Annotated in this window: 21 protein-coding genes and 2 pseudogenes; 12 read left to right on the top strand and 11 right to left on the bottom strand. The window is 65.0% G+C overall.

What is annotated here, in order from left to right; genetic code table 11:
* Nucleotides 1-361: 361 nt before the first annotated feature.
* Together msrA and LKE06_RS14865 are read right to left on the bottom strand one after the other, a co-directional pair.
* A complete protein-coding gene (msrA, locus tag LKE06_RS14870; RefSeq protein WP_227999474.1) occupies nucleotides 362-877 on the bottom strand; it encodes a peptide-methionine (S)-S-oxide reductase MsrA in 516 nt (171 codons plus the stop codon).
* A gap of 315 nt (nucleotides 878-1,192) precedes the next feature.
* The gene (locus LKE06_RS14865; protein WP_255649306.1) at nucleotides 1,193-1,597 is read right to left on the bottom strand and encodes a GbsR/MarR family transcriptional regulator; all 405 of its coding nucleotides are present in this window, start codon (nucleotides 1,595-1,597) and stop codon (nucleotides 1,193-1,195) included.
* Nucleotides 1,598-1,739: 142 nt separating this feature from the next.
* Between LKE06_RS14865 and LKE06_RS14860 the strand changes: the two genes are divergently transcribed.
* Together LKE06_RS14860 and LKE06_RS14855 are read left to right on the top strand one after the other, a co-directional pair.
* Nucleotides 1,740-2,639, top strand: coding sequence for an ABC transporter ATP-binding protein (locus tag LKE06_RS14860; RefSeq protein WP_227999472.1), 900 nt, complete (start codon nucleotides 1,740-1,742; stop codon nucleotides 2,637-2,639).
* Nucleotides 2,629-3,420, top strand: coding sequence for a DUF2705 family protein (locus tag LKE06_RS14855; RefSeq protein WP_227999471.1), 792 nt, complete (start codon nucleotides 2,629-2,631; stop codon nucleotides 3,418-3,420). The genes LKE06_RS14860 and LKE06_RS14855 overlap by 11 nt, the downstream gene beginning before the upstream one ends.
* A 134-nt stretch (nucleotides 3,421-3,554) precedes the next feature.
* On the opposite strand, the gene LKE06_RS14850 is transcribed toward LKE06_RS14855, so the two are convergent.
* Nucleotides 3,555-4,154, bottom strand: coding sequence for a TetR/AcrR family transcriptional regulator (locus tag LKE06_RS14850; RefSeq protein ID WP_227999470.1), 600 nt, complete (start codon nucleotides 4,152-4,154; stop codon nucleotides 3,555-3,557).
* A 114-nt stretch (nucleotides 4,155-4,268) separates the two neighbouring features.
* On the opposite strand from LKE06_RS14850, the gene LKE06_RS14845 reads away from it, so the two are divergent.
* Both LKE06_RS14845 and LKE06_RS14840 read left to right on the top strand, forming a co-directional pair.
* Nucleotides 4,269-5,090, top strand: coding sequence for an SDR family NAD(P)-dependent oxidoreductase (locus tag LKE06_RS14845; protein WP_227999469.1), 822 nt, complete (start codon nucleotides 4,269-4,271; stop codon nucleotides 5,088-5,090).
* Nucleotides 5,057-5,296, top strand: a pseudogene (locus LKE06_RS14840) (aminotransferase class V-fold PLP-dependent enzyme); the annotation flags it as partial. The gene LKE06_RS14845 and the pseudogene LKE06_RS14840, both read left to right, overlap by 34 nt.
* 88 nt (nucleotides 5,297-5,384) lie before the next feature.
* On the opposite strand, the gene LKE06_RS14835 reads toward LKE06_RS14840, so the two are convergent.
* Nucleotides 5,385-6,029, bottom strand: a complete 645-nt coding sequence (locus tag LKE06_RS14835) for a dihydrofolate reductase family protein (protein ID WP_227999468.1) — start codon at nucleotides 6,027-6,029, stop codon at nucleotides 5,385-5,387.
* A gap of 231 nt (nucleotides 6,030-6,260) precedes the next feature.
* Here LKE06_RS14835 and LKE06_RS14830 point away from each other — a divergent pair, with 231 nt between their 5' ends.
* Nucleotides 6,261-6,518, top strand: a complete 258-nt coding sequence (locus tag LKE06_RS14830; RefSeq protein WP_227999467.1) for a DUF1345 domain-containing protein — start codon at nucleotides 6,261-6,263, stop codon at nucleotides 6,516-6,518.
* Between the two features lie 272 nt (nucleotides 6,519-6,790).
* Nucleotides 6,791-8,218, top strand: a complete 1,428-nt coding sequence (gene rox, locus LKE06_RS14825) for a rifampin monooxygenase (protein ID WP_227999466.1) — start codon at nucleotides 6,791-6,793, stop codon at nucleotides 8,216-8,218.
* Nucleotides 8,219-8,312: 94 nt separating this feature from the next.
* Here rox and LKE06_RS14820 read toward each other — a convergent pair.
* Nucleotides 8,313-9,016: pseudogene (locus LKE06_RS14820) on the bottom strand (FAD-dependent monooxygenase); the annotation flags it as partial.
* Nucleotides 9,017-9,155: 139 nt separating this feature from the next.
* On the opposite strand from LKE06_RS14820, the gene LKE06_RS14815 reads away from it, so the two are divergent.
* On the top strand, nucleotides 9,156-9,812 hold the full coding sequence (locus LKE06_RS14815) for a maleylpyruvate isomerase N-terminal domain-containing protein (RefSeq protein WP_227999465.1): 657 nt from the start codon (nucleotides 9,156-9,158) through the stop codon (nucleotides 9,810-9,812).
* Between the two features lie 146 nt (nucleotides 9,813-9,958).
* On the opposite strand, the gene LKE06_RS14810 is transcribed toward LKE06_RS14815, so the two are convergent.
* The gene (locus tag LKE06_RS14810) at nucleotides 9,959-10,204 is read right to left on the bottom strand and encodes a hypothetical protein (protein WP_227999464.1); all 246 of its coding nucleotides are present in this window, start codon (nucleotides 10,202-10,204) and stop codon (nucleotides 9,959-9,961) included.
* A 491-nt stretch (nucleotides 10,205-10,695) separates the two neighbouring features.
* Here LKE06_RS14810 and LKE06_RS14805 point away from each other — a divergent pair, with 491 nt between their 5' ends.
* Nucleotides 10,696-11,175 carry a thioesterase family protein gene (locus tag LKE06_RS14805; protein WP_227999463.1) on the top strand — a complete coding sequence of 160 codons (480 nt, stop codon included), beginning with the start codon at nucleotides 10,696-10,698 and terminating at the stop codon, nucleotides 11,173-11,175.
* Between the two features lie 55 nt (nucleotides 11,176-11,230).
* Here the strand turns inward: LKE06_RS14805 and LKE06_RS14800 are convergent, their stop codons facing one another.
* Both LKE06_RS14800 and LKE06_RS14795 read right to left on the bottom strand, forming a co-directional pair.
* A complete protein-coding gene (locus LKE06_RS14800) occupies nucleotides 11,231-12,127 on the bottom strand; it encodes a serine hydrolase (protein ID WP_227999462.1) in 897 nt (298 codons plus the stop codon).
* Nucleotides 12,124-12,999: a LysR family transcriptional regulator gene (locus LKE06_RS14795; RefSeq protein WP_227999461.1), complete on the bottom strand. Its 876-nt coding sequence runs from the start codon at nucleotides 12,997-12,999 to the stop codon at nucleotides 12,124-12,126. Before LKE06_RS14795 ends, LKE06_RS14800 begins: the two co-directional genes overlap by 4 nt.
* A gap of 297 nt (nucleotides 13,000-13,296) precedes the next feature.
* Here LKE06_RS14795 and bla point away from each other — a divergent pair, with 297 nt between their 5' ends.
* On the top strand, nucleotides 13,297-14,208 hold the full coding sequence (gene bla / locus LKE06_RS14790) for a class A beta-lactamase (RefSeq protein WP_227999460.1): 912 nt from the start codon (nucleotides 13,297-13,299) through the stop codon (nucleotides 14,206-14,208).
* Nucleotides 14,209-14,227: 19 nt separating this feature from the next.
* On the opposite strand, the gene LKE06_RS14785 is transcribed toward bla, so the two are convergent.
* Nucleotides 14,228-14,551, bottom strand: a complete 324-nt coding sequence (locus LKE06_RS14785; RefSeq protein WP_227999459.1) for a hypothetical protein — start codon at nucleotides 14,549-14,551, stop codon at nucleotides 14,228-14,230.
* 436 nt (nucleotides 14,552-14,987) lie between these two features.
* Between LKE06_RS14785 and abc-f the strand changes: the two genes are divergently transcribed.
* Together abc-f and LKE06_RS14775 are read left to right on the top strand one after the other, a co-directional pair.
* The gene (gene abc-f / locus LKE06_RS14780; RefSeq protein ID WP_227999458.1) at nucleotides 14,988-16,622 is read left to right on the top strand and encodes a ribosomal protection-like ABC-F family protein; all 1,635 of its coding nucleotides are present in this window, start codon (nucleotides 14,988-14,990) and stop codon (nucleotides 16,620-16,622) included.
* Between the two features lie 36 nt (nucleotides 16,623-16,658).
* A complete protein-coding gene (locus tag LKE06_RS14775; RefSeq protein ID WP_227999457.1) occupies nucleotides 16,659-18,278 on the top strand; it encodes an ABC-F family ATP-binding cassette domain-containing protein in 1,620 nt (539 codons plus the stop codon).
* 91 nt (nucleotides 18,279-18,369) lie between these two features.
* Here the strand turns inward: LKE06_RS14775 and LKE06_RS14770 are convergent, their stop codons facing one another.
* Nucleotides 18,370-18,789 carry a pyridoxamine 5'-phosphate oxidase family protein gene (locus LKE06_RS14770; protein ID WP_227999456.1) on the bottom strand — a complete coding sequence of 140 codons (420 nt, stop codon included), beginning with the start codon at nucleotides 18,787-18,789 and terminating at the stop codon, nucleotides 18,370-18,372.
* A gap of 98 nt (nucleotides 18,790-18,887) precedes the next feature.
* Here LKE06_RS14770 and LKE06_RS14765 point away from each other — a divergent pair, with 98 nt between their 5' ends.
* Nucleotides 18,888-19,034 carry a DUF1059 domain-containing protein gene (locus LKE06_RS14765; RefSeq protein ID WP_227999455.1) on the top strand — a complete coding sequence of 49 codons (147 nt, stop codon included), beginning with the start codon at nucleotides 18,888-18,890 and terminating at the stop codon, nucleotides 19,032-19,034.
* A 48-nt stretch (nucleotides 19,035-19,082) separates the two neighbouring features.
* Here LKE06_RS14765 and LKE06_RS14760 read toward each other — a convergent pair whose 3' ends face one another.
* Complete coding sequence (locus tag LKE06_RS14760) at nucleotides 19,083-20,381, bottom strand: glycosyltransferase 87 family protein (RefSeq protein ID WP_227999454.1); 1,299 nt, start codon at nucleotides 20,379-20,381, stop codon at nucleotides 19,083-19,085.
* Nucleotides 20,382-20,615: the final 234 nt, after the last annotated feature.

Here is a 20,615-nt window from a genome sequence, read left to right as displayed (position 1 = left end):
ACTGTCGCGCATCTGCGAGTCCGCGCCCGCCTCGATGAGTACTCGGGCGGCGGCGACGGCTCGGGTTCTTCGTTGCCGCGATAACCGCGGTTCGGTCGTGATCGCAACGGGTTTCGAGTCGGCCGCCGCAGGCCGGCAACTCGCGCACGAGTGCGGCGTCGATACCGGCGGCGAGTGCGGTGATGACTCATTGCCGACCGCTGGATCCGATCGGACGCGACCGGATCCAGCATCGGGCGACGACGGCACCCTCGGATTAGTCAATCGGCGACGGAAGTTGCTGCGTTCGCGTTTGCGGCGCCTTCGACGCGCGGTCCGGGGCAGACGATGTACTCACGCTGGTTGATTGGGCAATTCGGGCCTACCGCACGGTGTGCTGCCGCTTCGGCAGCTTCCAGCCCGGCCGCGGAAAGTGGCAGGTGTAGCCGTCGGGATAACGCTCGAGGTAGTCCTGATGCTCGGGTTCGGCCTCCCAGAACTCGCTCGCCGGAGCCACCTCGGTGACCACCTTCCCCGGCCATAGGCCCGAGTCCTCGACATCGACGATCGTATCCAGCGCGACACGCTTCTGGTCGTCGTCGAGATAGAAGATCGCCGATCGGTAGCTGGTGCCGATGTCGTTGCCCTGGCGGTCCTTCGTCGTCGGATCGTGGATCTGGAAGAAGAACTCGAGCAGGGCCCGGTAGTCCGTCTGCGCCGGGTCGTAGATGATCTCCACGGCTTCCGCATGGCCAGGGTGATTACGGTAGGTAGGGCGCTCGTTGCTACCACCGGTGTAGCCGACTCGGGTCGACAGCACCCCCGGCTGCTTACGAATCAAATCGTCCATGCCCCAGAAGCAGCCGCCGGCCAGAATCGCCTTCCGCGTGTCGCTCACACATCCTCCTACGTGAAGAGTCCATAACCAGTACGGCGATTACAACCAACCGAGGACCGCCGATACTCCCGTAACCTCTTTTCCGTCGACTACGAGGCCCGGCAGCGACCGTCCGATCTATGAAGTCGCCTGCGGCACTTGGATATCAGTCGCGATGGCCGAGGAGTACCTGCGCGGGGTCCAGCACGCCACCGAACGTGCTGCGGCGAACCCGCGGGTCGGGCGGCATCAGATGCACTGAGCCAGCACCATGTTGGGGGCCGCAGCTGAGGCTGGGACGTACCCAGGTGCTGGCGTGAGAGTGTCCCTGGCCGGTCAGGGGTGTTCGGCAGCGTACTGTTCCCGCCATCGCTCGATCAGAGGGACCAGTTCGTCGAGCATGAAGCTGTAGAAATCCTGCATCTCGTGCAGGCGCCGGGCGGTGACCGTATCGGCGCTGGTGGCGTCGAGGCCTTCCTGCGCGGCGTTGTGCATGGTGGCCAGCAAGGTGTTCTGTTGCGACATCAACGCCGCCCACGCACCGGCTCGGAACCGGTAGTGGTCGCGGCGGCTGCCCGGAGCCGGGACGCGTTCGATCAGCCCCACCGGCATGAGGTGTTTGATCGCGGTCGATACGGCACCTGAACTGATGGACAGCTCCGCGCCAAGATCGGCGGCTGTCATGGTGTCCTGCTCGGTGTAGACCAGCGCTGTCATCACCCTGGCGGTCGAGCGCTGCATCCCCCCGCCCGCCGACAAGGTCAGGGCCAGCTTCTCCGCGGCTTCTCGCAATCGCTCGTTGGTTCCCACACCTCGAAGGGTATCATACCTATGAATATTCAGAATATTTACAAATCTCTGAAACTTCGATACGTTCTGGTGCATGGCAAAAGCAATTGAGCTGAACGGGCTCACGAAGACCTACGGCGCGTCCCGCGGTCTGATCGAGTTGTCCCTATCGGTAGAGCGAGGGGAGGTGTTCGGGTATCTGGGACCCAACGGCGCCGGGAAATCCACCACCATCCGGCTCCTGCTGGACCTGATCCGCCCCACCAGTGGCACGGCCAGAGTCCTCGGCATGGACCCCCGGGGTGATGCCGTAGCCCTGCACGAGAAGATCGGGTATCTGGCTGGTGATTTCGTCGCCCCCGGTCGGCAGCGGGTCGGCGCGGTGTTGCGGTTCCTCGCCACGCTGCGGGGTGGTGCGGGCGCAGATCGCATCGATGCGCTGTGCGGTCGGCTCGAGTTGGACCAGAGCAAACAGATATCGGCCCTGTCGAAGGGCAACCGGCAGAAGGTCGGTCTGGTGCAGGCGTTCATGCACGAACCCGAGCTGCTGATTCTGGACGAGCCGACGTCCGGTTTGGATCCGCTGGCCCAGCAGATCTTCCTCGACATGGTCTCCGAAGCGGCGGCAGGCGGGCAGACGGTGTTCATGTCCAGCCACATCATGAGCGAGGTCGAAGCGGTCGCCGATCAGGTCGGCATCATCCGCGAAGGCCGTCTGGTCGCGCTCGACACCGTCGCGGGCCTACGCGCCGACGCGGTGCGTGACGTGGAGGTCACCTTCGCTCGGCCCGTCGACCGGGCTGAATTCGCCGCGCTGACGGGCGTAGTCGATGTCCGCGTCGAGGGCGCCGCCCTGCGCTGCCAGGTGACGGGCAGCCCGGACGCCCTGCTGCGCGCCCTGGCCGGACACCACGTTGCCAGTCTGCTGGTCACCGAACCCGCACTCGAAGACCTGTTCCACAGCTACTACACCGGAGAAGCCGATGCTGCCTGATATCTACACCCAGACCCTGGTCGACAACCGCCGCGCCCTGCTCGCCTGGTCGATCGGCACCGCGGCGGTCGGGCTGATGTACGCCGCGTTCTACCCCCAGGTGGGCAGCGGTGGCATAGCCGAAACGGTGCAGAATTATCCCGAGGCGATGCGCGAGGCGATGCGCCTCAACGATATGGGTTCCGCTGCCGGGTACCTCGGCTCGACGGTGTTCGGTCTGCTGCTGCCGCTGCTGATGATGGGCTTCGGGGTCACCTTCGGCGCCCGCGCCGTCGCCGGCGACGAGGAATCCGGCTACCTGGACCTGCTGCTGGCCCACCCCGTCAGCCGCACCCGCTTGGCGCTGCAACGTTTCGCCGGCCTGGTCACCGGCGCGGTCGCCATCGCCGCGTTGGTGTTCCTCGGCATGTTGGCTATTCGATCCAGTGCCGATCTCGACACGATCGGTATCGGCGAATTCGCCGCACAATGCGTCAACCTCGCGCTGCTCGGCGTCGCTTTCGGTGCCTTGGCCATCGGTCTGGGTGCCGCGATCGGCAAACGCGGCCAAGTGCTGGGTGCGGCGGTCGGTGTCGGGGTGCTCACCTACGTGGCAGGCAACCTCGCCGGCGTGATCGGCGCCGACTGGCTGAAGTACTTCTCGCCCTTCCACTACTACATCGGTGGCGAGCCACTGCGCCACGGCATGCAGTGGGCCGACGCCGGTGCGCTCCTCTCGATCACCGCGGTCATGGTCGTTGTCGGCTTCTTCCGCTTCAACCGCCGCGACCTGCGCTCGTGAATTGATCGATGTAGCGGTGCTCATAGCCGAAACCGGTTGGGGGCCAGTCGCTATCTGCCGTCTGCGCGATTCGCTCCGGTGAGCTCGGCGAAGCATTCGACTTCTTCGATACGCCGGATGCTGCCGGGAAGTCGTCAGGGGCGGAAGGCCCTCAGCGTGACGTCGACGAGGGAATCGGCATATTCGGCGGTGAGCGGCCCTGAACGGTGTAGCCACCGTTGGAAGAGGGGGGCATAGAGCACTTCGAGGACCAGGTCGAGGTCGGCATCAGTGGCGAGTTGGCCCGCCTGCTGCGCGCTGCGTAGGCGGGCCTTCTTGGCCTCGTCCACCGGGCGGGCCAGCTTCTCATGAAACTGGGTGGCCAGATCGGGATCGTTGATGATCTCGGTGTTGAGCGCGCGAATCGGCCGCTCGAAGTCGGGGTCGGCGAACTCCGCGACCGTCGCACGCATCACGAGCTTCAGGTCGGCCTCGATGTCGCCGGTGTCCGGCAGCGCCATCTCCTGACTGTCAGCATCCACACTGAGCGCCAGGAACGAATCGAAGATCACCGCACCCTTCGATGGCCACCACCGGTAGATCGTTTGCTTACCGACCCCAGCCCGCGCCGCGATGGCCTCGATGGACACCTTCCCGTACCCGATCTCGGAGGTCAGCGCGCGGGTAGCCGCGAGGATAGCCTGCCGCGAGCGTTCACTGCGCCGAGAGCGCGCCGGGTTCTGGGCGTTGGACATACGAGTAGGCTACCACCCTGTCGAGACGAGACGGTTCGTTTGACAACAAAACCAAGAGGGCCCACACTCTAGTCAATCGAGACGATTCGTATCGTATCGTTAAGGAGGAACCTCATGACAACTGCCAAAGCGTGGTTCATCACCGGCGCTTCACGGGGTCTGGGCAGAGCATTCACCGAGGCGGCTCTGGCCGCAGGCGATCGCGTGGTGGCCGTCGCCCGGAACATCGATCCCCTCGAGGATCTAGCAGCCGCGTATCCCGAAGCCCTGGTGCGGTTTCCGCTGGATGTCGCCGACCGCCGAGCGGTATTCGAAGGGGTGCAGCAGGCGTTTGCCGCCTTCGGCAGGCTCGACATCGTGGTCAACAACGCCGGCGGGCTGCTGTACGGGATGGTGGAGGAAGCCACCGAGGAGCAGATTCGGGCCCACCTCGACGTGAACTTCTTCGGCGCCGTCTGGGTGTCCCAAGCCGCGGTTCCTCACCTGCGCGCGCAAGGGGCCGGCCGCATCCTGCAGGTCACCTCGATGGGCAGCGCCGGGGGCATGGCCACGGTCGGCTTCTACGGGGCAGGCAAGGTGGCGCTGGACTCGCTGAGCGAGGCACTGGCGATGGAGGTGGAGCGGTTCGGAATCAAGGTCACCATCGTGGAGATGGGCGGCTACGCAACCGGTCTCTTCACCGCCGGCACCACCGCGACCGAACCCCTTCCGCAGTACGACGCCCTGCGAACCGAACTGGAAGAGATGTGGGGCGACGAATCCGGCCCGGACCCGAGCACAGCCGCCCCGGTGATCATGGAACTGGCCACACTGCCGGACCCACCCAGGCGCCTCATCATCGGCAGCCGTTCTTACGACCAAGTCCGAGAAATCGACCAGACCCGGATCGGGCAATACCAGGCATGGGAACATCTCAGCCGTATGGCCCCAGGCTGACCGGACCGTCAGGAAAGCGACGGCACCATCACGCCGGTGCGGGAAATCGTCGCGCAGGCGCACTGAGCGGGGCTATCGCACTCATCGATGGCGCACAATCGGTGCCGCACACCAAGATTGATGTCAGGTCGATCGATGCGGACCTGTTCGTGTTCTCCGGCCACAAGCTGTTCGGACCCACCGGAATCGGTGCGGTCTTCGGCAACTCCGAGGTGCTGCGGGATATGCCGCCAAGGCAGAGCGGCGGAAACATGAACACCGACAACACCAGCGCTCGCGCGGGAGGTCGGCGGGTCACCGTCGCCAGAAGAAGTGATGCACTACCCCGCTCGGGCTCGGGATCCGCTCCAGATGAAAACGGTCGACAAGTTCGTCGGGGCTGTCCCACAACCTTTCGCCATGACCGAGTTCGGCTGGTGCGACGGCGATATGCATCGTGTCGATGAGGTCGGCGTCGAGGAACTCCCGGACCGTGGCAACACCGCCGCCGATTCGCACGTCCTTGCCGTCGGCGGCTTCGAACGCCTGCGCGAGCGCGTCCTTCGCAGACGCGTCGAGGAAGTGGAACGTGGTGTCCCCCAGGGTGATCGAGGGTCGCACATGATGAGTGAGGACGAACACCGGCGTGCGGAACGGGGGCTCGTCACCCCACCACCCCTGCCAGTCGTAGTTCTCCCACGGTCCCCGCTGTGGACCGAATTTGTTGCGCCCCATGATCTCGGCGCCGATGTTGTTGGTGAAATCACGCGTGCAGTAGTCATCGAGGCCATAGGTCCCTCCGGGATCGGTCCGGCCGGGCCAGTGGGCGGTGGCGCCCGCCCAGGAGACGAGCGCGCTCGGATCGGCGTCGCCGAACGGGCGATCGAGGCTTTGCCCCATTCCGGAGCCGTATCCATCGCTGGATACGCAGAAGTTCTGCACGCGGACCAACTGTGTCATCGCCACCCTTTCCGATTGCGATTTGCAATCGGCCAATAACTTACCCAAACCGATCCCATTGTGCAACCAGTTGTCGGGCACCGAGCTGCTCGCCGAGCAAACCGACACCATCAGCTGGCCCGAGGCATTGGAGCTGCCGGTGCGCCTGCCGCACAAGGGAACTCACCGCCGTCGCCGCCGCCGCATTGAGTGGATCAGTCGGGACCGTGGTGATTCTCGGCGACTTCTTCTATGTCAGCGACGACTTCGGCGGTCTCCGACACCGACGTCTCCAGCGCCACGATCCGCGCGATCATTCTCCGGCACACGCTGCTGTCGTATGGCGTTCAGAACGGTCATCCCGGCGACAACGATCAACCTGGTCGCCGGAATCGCCACCGGCTGAAGGAAATCCGCACCTCACGGCTGCACCGCACTCCCCCGGTGGCCGCAATGTCCAGCGCCGCCTCGCTCGCGCCGTCCGATGAGCCGGTCGATCGCCGGTGTTGAAGTGGCTGAACCGGTGCCGCGCGCCTGCGGACCTCGCCACTATCAACATATAGCGGACCAGGGGCCTTGCGGCAAGACCCGGGTCGTGCTGCAGAATCTCCATCCGAAGCCAGAACCCGCGGAAATCAGGGATTCGCGAAGTACGGGTGCTCGGGCGATGTATGGGTCTTGCGGGACGTCGAACCGCCGGTGGGACCCGTGGTGCGGGTGCGACGCCGCTGCATTGTGCGTAGCGGGCGGCCGAAATGTGACCTAGTCGAATGGGAGCTTTCATGATTGATGTGATCGTCGCGGGCGGCGGACCGACCGGCTTGATGCTGGCAGGCGAATTGCGGCTACATGGGGTGCACGCGCTCGTGCTGGAGAAGGAGACGGAGCCGACCGCGTATGTCCGCGCGCTCGGCCTGCACGTGCGCAGCATCGAGGTGCTGGACCAGCGCGGTCTGCTGGACCGGTTCCTCGCACACGGCAAGCAGTACCCGGTCGGTGGTTTCTTCGCCGGCATCGAAAAGCCCTCACCCGAGCGGCTGGACACTTCGCATCCCTACGTCCTCGGCATCCCGCAGACCACCACCGATCGCCTGCTGGCCGAGTACGCCGCCGAACTCGGCGCCGAGATCCGGCGCGGCTGCGAACTGGTCGGGCTGAGCCAGGACGACCACGGGGTGACCGTTGAGTTGGCCGACGGCACGCAGCTGCGCTCGCGTTACCTCGTCGGCTGTGACGGCGGCCGCAGCACGGTGCGCAAGCTGCTCGGCGTCGGCTTCCCGGGTGAGCCCACCAGCGTCGAGACGCTGCTGGGCGAGATGGAGGTGGCCGTGCCACCGGAGACGGTGGCCGCCGTGGTGACCGAAGTCCGCAAGACCGAGAAGCGGTTCGGCGTCGGCCCCCTCGGAGACGGGGTATACCGCGTCGTCGTCCCCGCGGCGGGGTTGACCGACGACCGCACGGTTCCGCCTGCCCTCGCGGAGTTCACGCAGCAATTGCGGGCGACTGCGGGCACCGACTTCGGCGTGCACTCACCGCGTTGGCTGTCCCGCTTCGGTGATGCCACCCGGCTGGCCGAGCGCTACCGTATCGGCCGAGTGCTGCTGGCCGGCGACGCGGCGCACATCCACCCGCCGATGGGCGGGCAAGGTCTCAACCTCGGGATCCAAGACGCGTTCAACCTCGGCTGGAAACTGGCCGCCGAGGTCAACGGCTGGGCGCCGGAGGGGCTGCTGGGCAGCTACCACATCGAACGGCACCCGGTAGCCGCCGACGTGCTGGACAACACCCGCGCGCAGATGGAACTGCTGTCCACTGAGCCGGGTCCGCAGTCAGTGCGCCGACTGCTTACGGAACTGATGGACTTCGAGGACGTGCACCGGCACCTGATCGAGAAGATCATCGCGATCGGGGTCCGCTATGACTTCGGCGACGGGCATGCGTTGCTCGGCCGGCGGCTGCGGGACTTGCGACTGAAACAGGGACGTCTCTACGAACTGATGCACGGCGGCCGTGGACTGCTGCTCGACCAGACCGGCCTGCTTTCGGTGGCGGGCTGGGCCGATCGGGTTGATCATGTCGTCGACGTCAGCGAGGAACTGGAGGTGCCCGCGGTGCTGCTGCGGCCGGACGGCCATGTGGCGTGGGTCGGTGACGATCAACAGGATCTGCTCAGCCGTCTGCCGAAGTGGTTCGGTGCTGCCGTCGGCTGAGCGCGTAGTTGTGGCCCGGTGGTGGTCGATGAGTGCGAGATGCGCCGCCCGCCAACCGATGTCGTGAACAGCAGGCCAGGTGGCCCGACCAGGTTCAGCCGAAGGTTGACCCGAGGTATTTCGTCAGGTCTTCCACCGTGGGGGTGTGCCGAACGTAGCCGAGGTACCCGTCCGGCCGGATGACATACGCGGATCCTCCGATGGCGTTGTACATGCGGGCGAAGTCCCCATCGTGGTCGCGGATCACCGGCAGGACCGTCCCATCGACCCTGCCCCCAGGCGCCGCAACGAGGTATACCTCCATCTGCCCGTGCGCTGCGCGTCGTGCCGCGTCGGCGAGGCGCTCCGGCACCGCTATCGCATCAGACCGGCCGCGTCGGGTGCGCGACTACCTGCCCGCGGTCCTGGCGAGGCGTCGATCGAGCTAGTGACGATGGGACTGTCGCGGTAGTCGATCAGCAGTTGAGCCTGGCGCCGGATGATGACGTCCGGGTCGTTCTCCCCTGCCCCGATGCCCTCTCGGGCACTGCGCACGGTCCGTTCGACAACCTCCTCGCCGACCGGCCGACGTTCGGCGTCGTAGCTGTCCGGTAAGCCCTCGGTGGCCGTACCGACGACCGCCAGCGCGAGTTTCCACGCGAGGTTGCCGGCGTCCTGGATGCCGGTGTTCATCCCCTGCGCCCCGGTGGGCGGACGAACATGCGCCGCGTCCCCGGCCACGAAAACCCGGCCACGGCAATAGGAATCAACGATCCGATGACTGATCTTGAACACCGGTGACCACCGTAGGTTCGATGCAACAGGAATCGCTGATCCGGCAGTCGCGAAACGAGTAGAACATGGTCGTCGCGAGCAGATTACCCACGGACGAACCCTGTAGAGCGAAGGCGCCGTAGAGGATTGGCCGCAGTGGGCGGGGCGCTGCTAGCTTTCGGCCGTGGATCTCTTCTCACGCTCATGGACAGCGTTGCGCGCGGCGGTCGCCGAACTCTCCGACGAAGACTTCGCGCAGCCATCGGGCTGTAGCGGTTGGCTGGTGCGAGACCTGGTGTGCCACTTGATAATCGACGCCCAGGACGTCCTGATCACCCTCGCGACACCCGCCGAAACCGAACCTACCCGCAATGCGGTGACCCACTGGGACGTTACCGAAACGCCGCCGACCGGTGACGACCCGCTCGACGCGCTGATCGTCCGGCTCGCCGCCGCCTACGAACAGCCGCGATTGCTCGAGCTGCACTTCGACGACGTAAGCTCCGCCGCGGGCCGCGCCGCCGTACTCTGCGACCCGAGCCTGCGGGTCAGCACCCGCGATCAGGTCCTCACCGCGGGCGACTACCTCTGCGCGTACGTCCTGGAGTGGACGCTGCACCACCTCGACCTGATCGCATACCTCCCGGACGCGGCGGCACCGCCTGCGGAGGGGCTCGCTCGGTCACGCGAGATGTTGGAGCAGATCTCCGGTGCCGCGTTCCCCGCGTCGTTCTCCGACAAGGATTCGCTGCTGATCGGCACCGGACGGCGGGCGCCGACCGACGCCGAGAAAGCCGTCCTGGGCGAGCTGGCCGAGGAACTCCCCCTAATCCTCGGCTGATCGACTTCGAAACATCGGTACAGCCAACATGATTCGTGCGTCGCCACACTTCGGACCCGCGAACCGACCACGGCGGGTACTCCGGTGTGCGATCATCGGCCGGTATGAGTGCCTGGTATTGCACGCGGTGGGGAATTCTGGCGGTACTACTCCTGGTATCGACGGGATGTGGCACGCAGGGCAATCCACCGCCGAAGTCCGTAACCGCGGAGCTCGGCGCCGAATTCACGCTCAGCGCCGGTAGCGCCGCGCATCTCGACGACGACCGCCTCGTGGTGTTGCTCCACGAAGTATCGGAAGACAGTCGGTGCCCCGCTGACGTCGAGTGCTACTGGGAAGGTGACGCGACCGTCGTAGCCACAGTGACGGCTGCGAATGTGGAGTCCCACCACGAATTGCATTCCAATCGCCGCTTCACCACCGCTGTAACCGTTGACGGCTACCTAATCGAACTGAAAGCCGTACATCCTTCAGCGTCGACCCGAGACATCCCAGCAGACGCCTACCGTGTGGATCTAGTCGCAACCCGAACATGACCTCGACGCAGAGTCCGACGTTGCGCAGCCGACGGTTTCAACAGCATCGAACGCGGCCAATCCGCTCATGCGAGCTTCCGGATTGATGTTGCCATATTGTCGCCGCTTCTTCGGACATTACGTCACGCAATTAACAACCACAACGGCTCGATCTGCGCCTGTAATCCACAGTCACCGAAGATTATCCAGGGCCGGTGTGGCGTGGCTTGGCCACAATGCACAGATGCCCCAAAGAGGTTCCGCGAGAATACAGTTCGGACATGGTAGACATGGCAGCAGTTGCCCCAAGCAAACGCTTGGTTGTACCCTGGGCGAGTAACTGCTGACAGCGCGGGGAAGGTGGCGGTTTGCGAACCCTCGAATGTGACGTCGATGCGACGTGGATCGATATCAACGACCATATGAACGCCCAGTACTACGGGATCGTGGTCTACCGCGCACATGCCGCGTTCACCGACGCCCTCGGCCTCGGCGACGAGTACGTCCGGAAAACAGGGTTCGGGAAGGTCGTCGTGCAGACCGCCATGACTTACGAACGAGAGGTACTGCACGGGTCACGGCTGGCCGTCGATTCCTGGTTGCTGGGTGTGGATGCCAAGCGGCTGCACTTCTTCCACGAAGTACGCAATCTCGGCGACCGGACACGGGTGGCCGTATCCGAACAGTTGGACCTGCACGTCGACCTCGGGACGAGAAGAACCGCTCCGATGCCCGCCGACGTCCTAACTCGGCTCACGCATTTCGCTGCCGAGCAGCGGGAGGCGGGCCATCCCGACGGTGTGGGGCGCACGATCAGGTTCCCGCGGAGCTTACGATCACTACATTAGATCCCGCCACGATGCGCGCCGCGAGCCGATCGCACACAGCGGTGGCGGTGCTTTGTTACGGCAGCGGTCTGCGCAGTTCGGTGACCGCGATCCGGGCGGCTTCGGCGATGGCGGCGTCGACGACGGGCAGCATCGGGTCCGCGCGTGCCGCGCGGGTGAAGACCGCCACCGCGACGGGGTGTTCCTGCGGGAATTCCACTACCGCTACCTCGTTGCGAATCACGCCGATGGTGCCGGTTTTGCTCGCTATCGATACGCCGCGATGGGGGAACGCGGACACGATGCGGTGCGACCAGATCTGTTTGCGCATGACGGTGCGGACGAAATCGGTTTGCTGCGCGGACAATACGGCCCCCGCCCAGAGGGCACGCAGGAAGCGGGTCATCTCCTCCGGAGTGGTCGCGCTGGTGTAGGAGGGGTCGTATGCCGATACCGACCAGGCGTCGTCATTGTCGGCGAGTGCGGCGAATGCCTGGGCAGTGGTGTGGGTGTCGGTATCGCGGACGAGGCTGCGATGGACGTCGGCGGTGCCGCCGATGATGATGGTCTGTCGTAATCCCATGCTGTTGAGCAGGTTCGTCACGGCACCGATGCCCACCTCGCCGAGCAGTACATCCGCTGCGGCGTTGTCGGACACCGTCATCATCGATATCGCGAGATCGCGCCTGCTCATCGTTACCGGATCCATCAACGCGGCGATTCCGGATGGGCCGGGTGTGCAGTCGGCCGGTCTCACGGTTATCGGTGCCATCGGATCAATCAGTCCGTCGTCGACACTACGACAGAACGCGACAAACAACGGCAGTTTGTACACCGATGCGGTGACGACGCGTTCGTGAGCGCCGATCGAGATTTCCTCGATGGAGTCGTCGCAACGACGGGCATGTATCCAGCCGGTGCAGCCCGCGTCGGCGAAGACATCGCGAATCTTGTTCTCCGCGACTGTCGTCATCGCAGTCGCTCCCGGTACAGGACGCGATCCACCGCGTCCGCGTGAGCGTCCACGCCGGGACGGTGGACGATTCGAACGCGCAGAGCGACAGCGTCAGGAGCCATCCGCAGCCAGGTCACCCCGGGTGCGTCTGATGGTGGTGCCGTGGTGAGGCCGAAACTCGAACCCGCGGCGACGGCGGCCAAGAGCGTGCGGTCATCGCGCGCGGCGATGGTCGACGAGTCGAGTCCTCGCTCGCGCAGCAGATCCCGGACAGCGTCGAAGGCGGGCGGATTGGTGGCGCGTGCCGGAGCGGCGAACGCCAGTCCGGCGAGCATCGGGAAGGTGGGGCGCTCGGACTCGGCGATTCGATGATCAGACGGAACGACGACCCACCGCGGCAATTTGACGACAGGTCCCGCCACCACGCCGTCCACCAGGGCCGGATGCTCGACCACCGCAACCTCGCAGATGCCGGATCGAACATCCGCTACGAGGTCGACGGTGGCACGCACCGTGGTGGACACCGTGCCGCCCGCACCGACCACACCGCGCAATGCCGTCACGCACGCGGTCACTACCCGATCCGGGACCGCCGCGGCCGCCCCCCAGTTCACGGTGCCGCGTGTCCGCGCGATCCGATGTGATTCGGCGACAAGGCGATCGGCGTCATCGACGAGCAGGCGGGCGCGGGAGAGCAGTTGCACACCGGCCGGGGTGAGCACCGCACCCTGCTGCGTGCGGTGGAGCAGTTCGACACCGAGATGTCGTTCGAGTCGCCGAAGACCTCGAGACAGGGGCGGTTGCGTCATATCCAATGCGGCCGCCGCCTTGCCGAAATGCCTTTCGTCCGCGACCGCGACGAAGAAGCGGAGGTGGCGGATCAAATCCATGCCCGTTATTGAACCAGCGGGATCGGCGACGTCCCTGCTGTCGATGACTCGCCGCTATCTTCGCGGCGAACCGCAGCATGATGACCTGTGGCGATAGCGCCGACGACTCGATCGCGCCCGGGTCGGGTATTGGCGCACCATCCCGGGCGCGGGCAATCTGCTGCTGCGACGACTCGGCGGCCCCTCGGCCGTGACGGCGTTCGCCCGGCGATTACGCGGCACCGTCGGCCGCGATCGTGGCATCCGTGACCAGTTGAGCGCACGCGCGCTCCGACCGACCGACGGGACTTATCACCCATGACATCGAAGCAACCGACCATCACTCGTCGCGCTCTGTTCGGGGCGGCTGCACTTTTGCCGCTTGCCGGATGCGCGAAGACCCACAACCCCTCCGTCTCCCCCGCTCCCTCGCCCGCGCCGATTGATCATCACGAGCGTCTGGTCGAGTTGGAACGAAAGTTCAACGCTCGCCTCGGCGTATATGCCCTCGCCACCGGTACCGGCACCATGATCGCCCACCGAGCGGATGAACGATTCGCGTTCTGTTCGGCATTCAAGGGGCTCGCAGCGGCTGCGATGCTACAGCGAAATCCACTGTCGCACTTGGATTCCCTAGTCACCTACACCCAAGCTGATCTCATGAAGAATGCCGCGATTACCGCGCGGCACGTGGCCACCGGGATGACAATCCGTGAGTTGTGTGACGCCGCGATCCGCTACAGCGACGGCACCGCGGGCAACCTGCTGCTCCGCGATATCGGCGGCCCGGCCGAGCTGACGGCCTTCGCACGCAGTCTCGGCGACACGATCACCCGAATGGATCGCGTCGAGCCGCTGATCACCGAAGCCACCCCCGGCGACCCCCGCGACACCAGTTCACCGCGAGCATTCGGCACCAGCTACCAAAGAATCGTGCTCGGCGATGCCCTGCCACCCGACAAGCGCGACTTTCTGCGCGACTTGATGCAACGCAACGCCACTGCCGCAGGCGCCCAGCGCATCCGAGCCCGTTTACCACAGGACTGGACCGTGGCCGACAAGACTGGCACCGGCGACTACGGCACGCTCAACGACATCGCCATCGCCTGGCCGCCGAACTCCACACCACTCGTCATCGCGATAATGTCCAGCAAGGCCACCAAGAACGCCGAGTACGATCAGACATTGCTCGCCGAAGCCGCCGCCTATGCGGTCGACACCCTCGCCTGATCGACCCAGGTAGCCGGGCTCAGGCGAGCTTGTTGTAGTCGAGGTGGAAGTCGAGTTCCCAAGTGGTGCCGTCGGCGGACTTCTCCCACGCGCCGGCGATGCGGGTGCCATCGTCGGAGACGGTGCCGGTGTAGCGCTGGGAGAAGCCGGGAGCCAGACGCCATACCCTCCATACGTCGTCGTCCAAGCTCATCTGATAGACGCGGTTGACCCCACGGGAGTCGTAGTAGTGCTGGACGAATCCGCTGTCGCCATCGGTGCCGATGACAGCGATGCCATCGGGCGCGGCTGGATGGTCATTGGTGAAACGCTCGATGAGGAAATGGCTGCCTTCCCCGATCATGCCGAGTTAGGTCAGGCGCGAAGTCCGGCGACGCCTACGAGCACATCGGCTATGAACTCGAAAATCGCTGCGAGCCAGGAGAATCCATTGACTTCGGCCGAGGGTGGCGGGTTGATGAAGCCGACACTGAACGGGCCATCACGGTGCTGGACACAACCATATCCCTGGTCAAGCGAGCACCCTGGCCCGCAATTCCACTGGTGCGCAGGGGTGATGTGCTGTCGGGTAGGTCGGCTGCTATTGTCGGCTCGGAATGATCGCAACGAGGGAGATCAGACATGGTTGGTGAACTCGACGTCTCCGGATAATACCCGGCATTGACGGCCACCAGTAGGCGCAGGACGCGCGCCGCTGTCGTGGCTATGTCGTCGTTCACCACATCGTCTCTTATGCGGAGCAGCTTTGATGCGCCCGCACGACACCCGAGGTCTCATTCATGTCCGATGCGTACATCGTTTGTTCGAACCTGTCCTTCTCCTGGCCGGACGACACCCCGGCCTTCGAGGAACTATCCTTCAGCGTGCCCGGCGGCCGGACCGGCCTGGTCGCCCCGAACGGTGCTGGAAAGAGCACCCTGCTCCGACTGATCGCTGGCGAGCTGCGTCCACGCGGCGGCAGTGTATCCATCGAGGGCACCTGCGGATATCTGCCGCAGAGCCTGCCGTTGACCGGGGACCTCACCGTCGCCGAGGTGCTTGGCATCGCGCCGGTGCTGGCCGCGATGGATGCGGTCGAGTCCGGTGATACCGACGAAGCGCACTTCACCACCATCGGCACCGACTGGGACATCGAGGAGCGCACCCGTGCGCAACTCGACCGGCTCGGCCTCGGCGAGGTCCCGATGACCCGTCGGCTACACACCCTCAGCGGTGGCCAGGTCGTCTCGCTCGGTCTCGCGGCGCAGCTGCTTCGGCAACCGGAGGTGTTGTTGCTCGATGAACCGACCAACAACCTCGACCTCGACGCGCGGCACAAGCTCTATGACGTGCTCGCGGACTGGAACGGCTGCCTGCTGCTGGTCAGCCACGACCGTGCCCTGCTCGACCGGATGGACCGCATCGCCGAACTCGACGGCGGCGAAATCCGTTTCTATGGAGGCAATTTCAGCGATTACGAAGAGTCCGTACGCGCCGCACGAGAGGTTGCCGAGAAGAACATTCGCAACGCCGAGCAGGAGGTGAAGCGGGAGAAGCGGGAGCTGCAGCAGGCGCGTGAACGTGCCGCACGCCGCGCCAGCAACGCGGCGCGCAACCTCGGCAATGCCGGGCTACCGAAGATCTTCGCGGGCACGATGAAGCGCAATGCACAGGAGTCGGCAGGCAAATCGAACGAGACACACACCGCCCGCGTCGACGCGGCGAAAAGCCGGCTCGATCAGGCCGGGCGCGCGCTGCGCGACGAGCAGAAGATCGCGCTGGAACTGCCCGATACCGACGTCCCCGCCGGGCGCACCGTTTTCCTCGGTGAGGGCATGCAATTCCATTTCGGCGACCGTGCGATTGTCGCCAGGGCCGATCTGGCGATCCGCGGACCGGAGCGAATCGCGGTAACCGGCCCCAACGGTGCGGGCAAATCGACGTTGCTGCGGATCATCAATGGCGAACTGCATCCGGATGGCGGCGAGATCAAACGAGCCGAAGGCCGCATAGCCTACCTGTCGCAGCGGCTCGACCTGCTCGATCTCGACCGCAGCGTCGTCGAGAACCTGACCACCTTCGCACCGGATATGCCCGCGCCGCAACGAATGAATCTATTGGCGCGCTTCCTGTTTCGCGGCTCACGGGTGCATCTGCCCGTGGGGGTGCTCTCCGGCGGTGAGCGATTGCGGGCGACCCTGGCGTGCGTCCTGTTCGCCGAACCGGCACCGCAACTGCTGTTGCTCGATGAGCCGACAAACAACCTCGACCTGGTCAGCGTCGGCCAGTTGGAGAGTGCGCTCAACGCCTATCGGGGCGCGTTGGTGGTGGTCAGCCATGACGAACGGTTCCTCGCCGAGGTGAAGGTCGAGCGGTGGTTGCGGCTGTCGCAGGGCCGCCTGCTCGAGGTCGCCGCACCCGACTCGATCGGCTGATCACACCCTTGTCATCTCGACCATTGGCGGTTTCGCATGCCTGAATCAGCTTTGCTCGCAAACGATTTGGTCCACACGCGCGGCTCGCGGCGGGTGCTCGACGGTGTTTGCCTTACCGCGGCGCCCGGGCACCGCATCGGTCTCATCGGCGAGAACGGTGTCGGGAAGTCGACCCTGTTACGGTTGCTCGCCGGAATCGACGAGCCCGATGCAGGCACCGTCGAGCGCCCATCCGACCTCGGTTTCCTGCACCAGGAAATGCCGTTCGAGGCCGAGGCGACGGTCGCCGATGTCCTCGACGCCGCAGTGGCGCAAACACGCGCCGACCTCGCCGAACTCGACCGGGCCGCGCGGCAACTAGAGCAGTTCCCCGACGACAACGATCTGCTCGATGTCTACGCCGAACGCCTCGACCGCGCACAACGACACGAGGCTTGGGATGCGGACCGGCGGGCGGAAATACTGCTCCTCGGGCTCGGTCTCGGTGCGATTGCCCACGAGCGGACCCTCGCGTCGCTTTCGGGTGGGCAGCGCGGTCGGCTGGAGCTGGCCGCGCTGCTGGTCCGGCGGCCCTCGGCGCTGTTACTCGACGAACCGACCAACCATCTCGACGACGAAGCCGCCACGTTCGTAGCCGAGCAGCTGCGCGGCGTATCCGGGATCGTCATCGTCGCCAGCCATGATCGCGCCTTCCTCGACGAGGTCTGCACGGACTTGATCGACCTCGATCCCACGATGGACGGGCCCACCCGCTACGGCGGCAACTACACCACCTATCTGACGCACAAGCGCACCGAATACGAACGCTGGCAACGGCGTTACCTCGAACAACTGGAGCAGCTGGAGGCGCTGCGTCACGCGGCCGGGGTGAGCGCGTACGAGGTCGCGCCGAATCGGCTGAAACGGGATAACGAGAAAATGGGCTACGGGCATGCCGGTGGCCGGGTACAGAACCAGATCGCGCGGCGGGTCCGCAACGCCGCCCGCAGAATCGAAGAGCTCGAGCGGGATCGGATTGCCGAACCGCCTCTGCCGCTGCGGTTTCGCCCCGGCGCACTCGCCGCACAGTCGCCCGGCAAGCTTCTCCTGTCGCTGCGCGACGTTCGTGTTCCTGGCCGCGCACTTATCGAACGCCTCGATATCACGACAACCGACCGGTTGCTGGTCACGGGAGCGAACGGAGCCGGGAAGTCCACCCTGCTGGCGGTGCTGGCAGGCACGCTCGAGTTCACCGGCAGTATGCGGCGGCGTCCGGGACTGACGACGCGTCTGCTGGCTCAGGACACCAGGTTCGAACGGTCCGACCGCACCGCACACGAAACCTATGCGTCGGCCCTCGGTGCCGATCTCGCCGAGACCGTTCCATTGAATTCCCTTGGCTTGCTATCACCTTGGGATCTGGACCGATCGATCGACGAACTGTCGCCAGGCCAGCGCAGGCGCTTGGCGCTGGCACTGCTGATCGCAAACCCGCCCGAACTGTTACTGCTCGACGAACCAACCAACCACCTCTCGCCGCGACTGTGCGACGAACTCGAAGAAGCCCTCGGACCCGGGCCCGGCGCCATTGTGATCGCCAGCCATGACCGGTGGTTGCGTTCCCGCTGGCGGGGCAGGGAAATGCGATTGCGGGGCGGCGAATCGGGCAACGGGTGACCGAGGCACTGCGGCATGACGCACACCGATACCGTCATCTGACGGTATCGAGTCGATGTCTGAGGTTCACCCCCCGCATTGTTGGGGGGCGCTACTGCTTCGAGTAATCCGTACTCAGCCAGCGCTCCGGACGCATGCGAATGATGATCGACCCCGAACTGAGGTTCTGGTCGGCGAACGCTGCGCCCTCCCGCTCGCCGAGGTAGCGAACGGCGATATGGCGCACAGTGTCAGCGGTGGCCGGTTCGATGCCGGTGACAGAGCCCTCCGCGGTGACGTAGCGGTAGGGCGGTTGCTCCACCTGAGCGGTAATGGAGAAGCGGCCCGCCACGCGGATCAGTTTTTCCTTCACCGAACCGGTGTCGGTCCAGATGACCACCTCGCCGCCCGGCTCGTAGGCGTACCAGATCGGCACCGACAGCGGTGCCCGGCCAGGTCGTTCGACGGCGATCACTCCTACGTGCAGTTCGGCCAGGAACGCCTCACGCTCTTCGCTGGTCATCTTCGGCATCGAAGTGTCCTTTCGGGGTCGGTGGAACCTACAGCGACAACCACATTGAATCTCGAAGTATTTCTGGAAGACTGTCGATCGACACGAAAGGATGGTTGATGAAGCGAAACCTGAACTGCCCATGCGGGGAAACCCTCGTCGGATCCGATGAGGACGATCTCGTGAAGATTACGCAGGCACACCTGGCCGAGAACCACCCGGGCCACGAGTACTCACGCGACGAGATCCTGTTCATCGCCTACTGATTCGTGAACCGGTGCGGATACTGAAGGCGAACGCGTCTCACCGGTTTATCAATGGACGGCCACGGACCGGCTGTTGTCGCGATCCGACCCCGCCCGCTCAGCGGAGCGCCGCATCTGCACGGCGGCGGCACCGAACAGCGCTAGCGTCAGCCAGATGTAGGCGTTGTGATAGAACACGCCGAGGTGGTTGTCCGAGGGGTAGTTGGTCAAACTGCCGAGTGCGGGGTCGTAGAGGGACAGCACACCACCCGACGCGACCACGAACGCCACCACCAGTCCCAGCGGTGCGATGATTCCGCCCCGCCGCAGCGCCAGGTCGGCCAGGTAGATCAGCAGCGGCGCGAGCCAGACCCAGTGATGCACCCAGCTGTAGGGCGACACGGCGGTGGTAGTCAGTCCGCACAGCACCACCGCGGGGAGTTCGTAACCGGTGAGCGACAGTCGACGCGCCAGGTAGAGGCAAACCGCGGTGACGACGACCGCGCTTGCCAGCCATAGCAATTGGTGACTGCCGTCGACGCCGATCGTCCTGGCGATCATGCCGCGCAGCGACTCGTTCTGCGGGTTCTCCGGAACGCCCACACGGGTGGGATCGGCGAACGCACCGCTCCAGAACATCAGCGAATCCTTCGGCATGACCACGAGACCGATGAGCACGGTCGCCGCGAACGCTCCGATTGCCGTCGCGGCGGCCCGGTACCGGCGAGTGACCAGTAGGTAGATCACGAACAACGCGGGTGTCAGCTTGATCCCAGCCGCGATCCCGGTAAGCACACCCTTCCAGCGCGACGAGTCCGGCAGTGCCATATCCGCAAGTACCAGCAGCAACAGAAAGATATTGATCTGGCCGAAGGCCATCGTCTCCCGCACCGGCTCACACCACATCAGCAGCCCGGCGATCGACAGACTCAACAGCACCAGCCGCCGATCCCGCCGATAGCCGAGCATCGACAACGCCGCCAAGGCGGACGCGGCGACCATCGCGAAGTTTCCGAACGCACCGACGTAGGTGTACAGGTCACCCCGCAATCCGACCAGCGGCACGAACAGTAGCGCGGCGAATGGCGTGTAGACGAATTCCCAGACACCTCGCGTATTGCCGAGCAGTGGGGTGTCGTACACCGAAACGCCGTCGGCGACGCGGTTACCGGCGATCTGATAAACGCTGAGGTCCTTGAGGTGCATCATCACCTGCGGCAGACCGAGAACCTGCTTGACGTACCACCCGCCCGCGACCACACCCACCGCGAAAATCAACCAGAACGCGCGAGCAGGAACACAACGGCGTACCGACGCATTCAATGCTGACGACGGCCCCACCGAGTTCTCGATCGTTGATAACGACACACACACTCCCAGCGATCGGCCTCCGGACTCGCCGACTCACGCTAGTGGCACCCGCGCGACAACGTCCAACCGGACAATGCGCCGCCCGGCCCGATATTTCGAGGGTGGGTCGATACCAGAGTCGCCGGATCCGCCCGGAAAGCGGATGAGCGCACAACTCCGGTATCACGCCGGATGATCAGCACACTTCGGACTTATTTGCGTTGTCACCCTGCCGCTTTGCATCGGCGGTAG

The sequence above is a fragment of the Nocardia australiensis genome (assembly GCF_020733705.1).
Taxonomy (GTDB): Bacteria; Actinomycetota; Actinomycetes; order Mycobacteriales; family Mycobacteriaceae; genus Nocardia; species Nocardia australiensis.
This window is presented reverse-complemented; position numbering and strand designations above follow the sequence as displayed.